Raw genomic sequence first — 2,939 nt, 5'->3', positions numbered from 1 at the left:
ACGGAGCCGGGTACCGGCAGGATCGAGGTGTCGGGCAAGCCGCAGCAGGACTCGGTTCCCCGCGAGGACGTGGCGCACGTTGCCGCCGTGGTGCTGGGGAACCTCGGCACCGTGGACAGGACCATCCAGTTCAACAGCGGCGAGACGCCGATTGCCGAGGCGATCGACGCGGCCCTCTAGGTCGATGCGATAGGTCGAGGCAGTACCGACGACGGCGTCCGGCAAGGCCGGGCGCCGTCGCCGTTCAATCCCTGGCCTTCCCCGTGAATGGAGGCTCGGCGGCCTTCCCCGTGAATGGAGGCTCGGCCACGGTGGAGGCCATCAGGCCGAAGATGCCTGGTGGCGGACGCTGCTATGGCCGACGTTCCGCACGGCGTGAGGGTGCACTCACCCCGCTCGTTAGCGGCAGGGGCGGGCACGCGTATCGGGGAAGGCTCCGGCCGCGAACGAAGCGGCATCGGAATTGACCGGCCAACCCTTCGCACCGCCGCAGAGACCTCCTATTCGTCGCCCGCGTACCGCAGGCCCATCTGCCGCCGCGCGTCGTCGAGCAGCTCCATGACGCGGACGGTCTCGTCCAACGGCATGAAAGTACTTTCGGTACGCCCTGCCTGGACGCACCGCGTGACCTCCCGGAGCTCGTAGCCGAAGCCGTGGCCGAACACCTCGAACCGCTCCGTCCGCAGAGTCCCCTGCCGTGGTTGGATGATCAGCTCGCCGGGGTTGAACAGCGGAGCGGAGGTGCGCAGCCAACCGTTCGTGCCGGTGATGGTCACCACGCCGGGGCAGTCCGCATCGATCGAGGTGACGAGCTGCGCGCAACCGCCGTCGTCATAGCCCAGGGTCAGCGCGTTCTGGAGATCCACGCCGTCGTCGTTGAGCACACCCGACGCCGAAAGTGCGCGCGGTTCGCCGAGCACAGCAAATGCCCAGGTCAACGGATAGACCGCGAGGTCGAGGAGCGCGCCGCCGCCCGCAGCCGGATCCCAGAGACGCGATGTCGGCTCGAACGGGACCGGAGAGCCGAGGTCCGCCTGGATCCAGCGCACGGTTCCGATCTCGCCGGACGCCACCACCTCCAGAGCACGGCGGAAGCTGGGCAGGAACCGCGTCCAGACGGCTTCCATGAGGAACAGTCCGCGTGCACGGGCGAGTTCGACCAGTTCCTGCGCGTCCCGCGCATTCAGGGTCAGGGGCTTTTCGCACAGTACGTGCTTTCCGGCCTCGAGCGCCGCCAGGGCAACGGCGTGATGCTGGGCATGCGGCGTGGCGACATAGACCACCTCGACGAGCGGATCGGCGATGAGCTGCACATAGCCGGGGGTGTCGCCGTCGTCGGAATAGGTCGAAGCGAAGCCGTACCGCTAGCCGAAGGCGAGCGCGGACGACGCCGAGCGCGAACTGACCGCCTGCAGCACGGCGTCCTCGAGCAGGGCGAGGTCCTGCGTGACGCGGGCAGCGATCGAACCGGTGGCGACGACGCCCCGGTGGACGGGCCTGCCGGTCGCACTCGCGGGCGACACGGGATCAGCAGCAGTCATGGGGTGCCTTCCAGGCAGGGTGGAATACGGGGGTGATGTGCAGGAACCGGTCGTCGGGCCGGCTCTCGAATGCTGCGGCGCCGGCACTAGACGGAGTCGCGGATCACCAGGGAGGTCGGCAGTCGGGTCACGCGGTCTGCCGGTCGACCCTCGATCAGATCGACGAGCGTCTCGGCCATCTTCTTGCCGAGTTCGATGATGGGATGGTGCACGGTGGTGAGTGCGGGACTCACCGCGGTGGCGAAGGTGTCGTCATCGAAGCCGACGACGGCGACATCTCCCGGAACGCGCAGACCGCGGCCCTGGATCGCCGTGTACGCGCCGGCCGCCATCTGGTCGTTGGCGGCGAAGACGGCGTCGATCGGCTGTCCGCGGTCGAGCAGCCGCTGCATCGCCCGGGCACCGGAATCGACGGTGAATTCGCCGACCTCCGCCAGCCCCTCGCCGAGGCCCGACTCCCGCACCGCCGTCCGCCACCCGGCGAGGCGGTCGATGCCGGGCGGCATGTCCTGCGGTCCGGCGATCGTGGCGATGTGGGTGCGGCGGCTCGTGATCAGTTGCCGGGTGGCGTTGTAGGCCGCCTGCTCGTTGTCGACCTCCACGTAGTACGCCTCCTTGCCGCCGACCAGGGGCCGGCCCGCGAACACCATGGGCAACGACACCGAGAGGTGCGTTCACGAATGGTCCCCGCTGTGATGGGAGACCACCAGGACGCCGTCCACGCTGCCCCGGAGGAGGAAGCTCCGCGTCTTTTCCGGCTTCGATTCCGAGGCGATGATCATGTTCAGCGTGTACTCGGTGTCCGTGAGGAACAGGGCGAGTCCCTGGACCACGGTGGCGAAGAACGGATCGGCGAACACCTTCGACGTCGACTCCGACACGATCAGCGTGACCGAGTTGGCGCGGCGCTTCACGAGGGAACGCGCCGCCCGGTTCGGCGTGTAGTCGAGGGTGAGGATGGCTTTCTTCACCGATCGCACGAGCTCCGGGTCGACGCTGGGGGAATCGTTGACCACCCGGGACACCGTGGCCCTCGAGACCCCGGCCAGTGCCGCCACCATCTCCAGGGTGGGTACCGGCCGGGGCCCGCCTAAGCCTTGATCCACCGATGTTGATTGGGGCTAAGTCGGCGGTTTAAACCGAGAATGCCCGTCTTTTCAGGGAAAATGAAGCTTGTCTAGAACTCATTTTTCGCCGAAAAGAGGGCATCTCGTAGATGCAAGTTTCCCACAAACCATCCGCGGTGTCAGTGTCCTTCGACGAGCCCAACCTCGTGTCGGTCGCCGGGCTGCTCCCGGTCATGACACTGGCCCGTGACGCCGGGCTGCACGAGCTCGCCGAGGATTGGCTCACGGTACCCACGGACAAGGGCGCGAACGCCGGGCTGAAGGTCGCTTC

At 67.6% G+C, this 2,939-nt stretch carries 4 pseudogenes; 2 read left to right on the top strand and 2 right to left on the bottom strand.

The features are described from left to right. Positions 1–180: pseudogene (locus Y704_RS24355) on the top strand (NAD-dependent dehydratase); the annotation flags it as partial. A gap of 320 nt (positions 181–500) precedes the next feature. On the opposite strand, the pseudogene Y704_RS18965 reads toward Y704_RS24355, so the two are convergent. Beyond that, positions 501–1,541, bottom strand: a pseudogene (locus Y704_RS18965) (Gfo/Idh/MocA family oxidoreductase). 86 nt (positions 1,542–1,627) lie between these two features. Next, positions 1,628–2,602 (bottom strand): annotated as a pseudogene (locus Y704_RS18960) (LacI family DNA-binding transcriptional regulator). Positions 2,603–2,757: 155 nt separating this feature from the next. On the opposite strand from Y704_RS18960, the pseudogene Y704_RS25130 reads away from it, so the two are divergent. Next, positions 2,758–2,939 (top strand): annotated as a pseudogene (locus Y704_RS25130) (IS1380 family transposase); the annotation flags it as partial.

The sequence above is a fragment of the Arthrobacter sp. Br18 genome (assembly GCF_000520555.1).
In the GTDB taxonomy this organism is placed as follows: Bacteria; Actinomycetota; Actinomycetes; order Actinomycetales; family Micrococcaceae; genus Arthrobacter_D.
The sequence above is the reverse complement of the archived record's forward strand: the minus strand, read 5'-3'. Positions and strand labels throughout refer to the sequence as shown.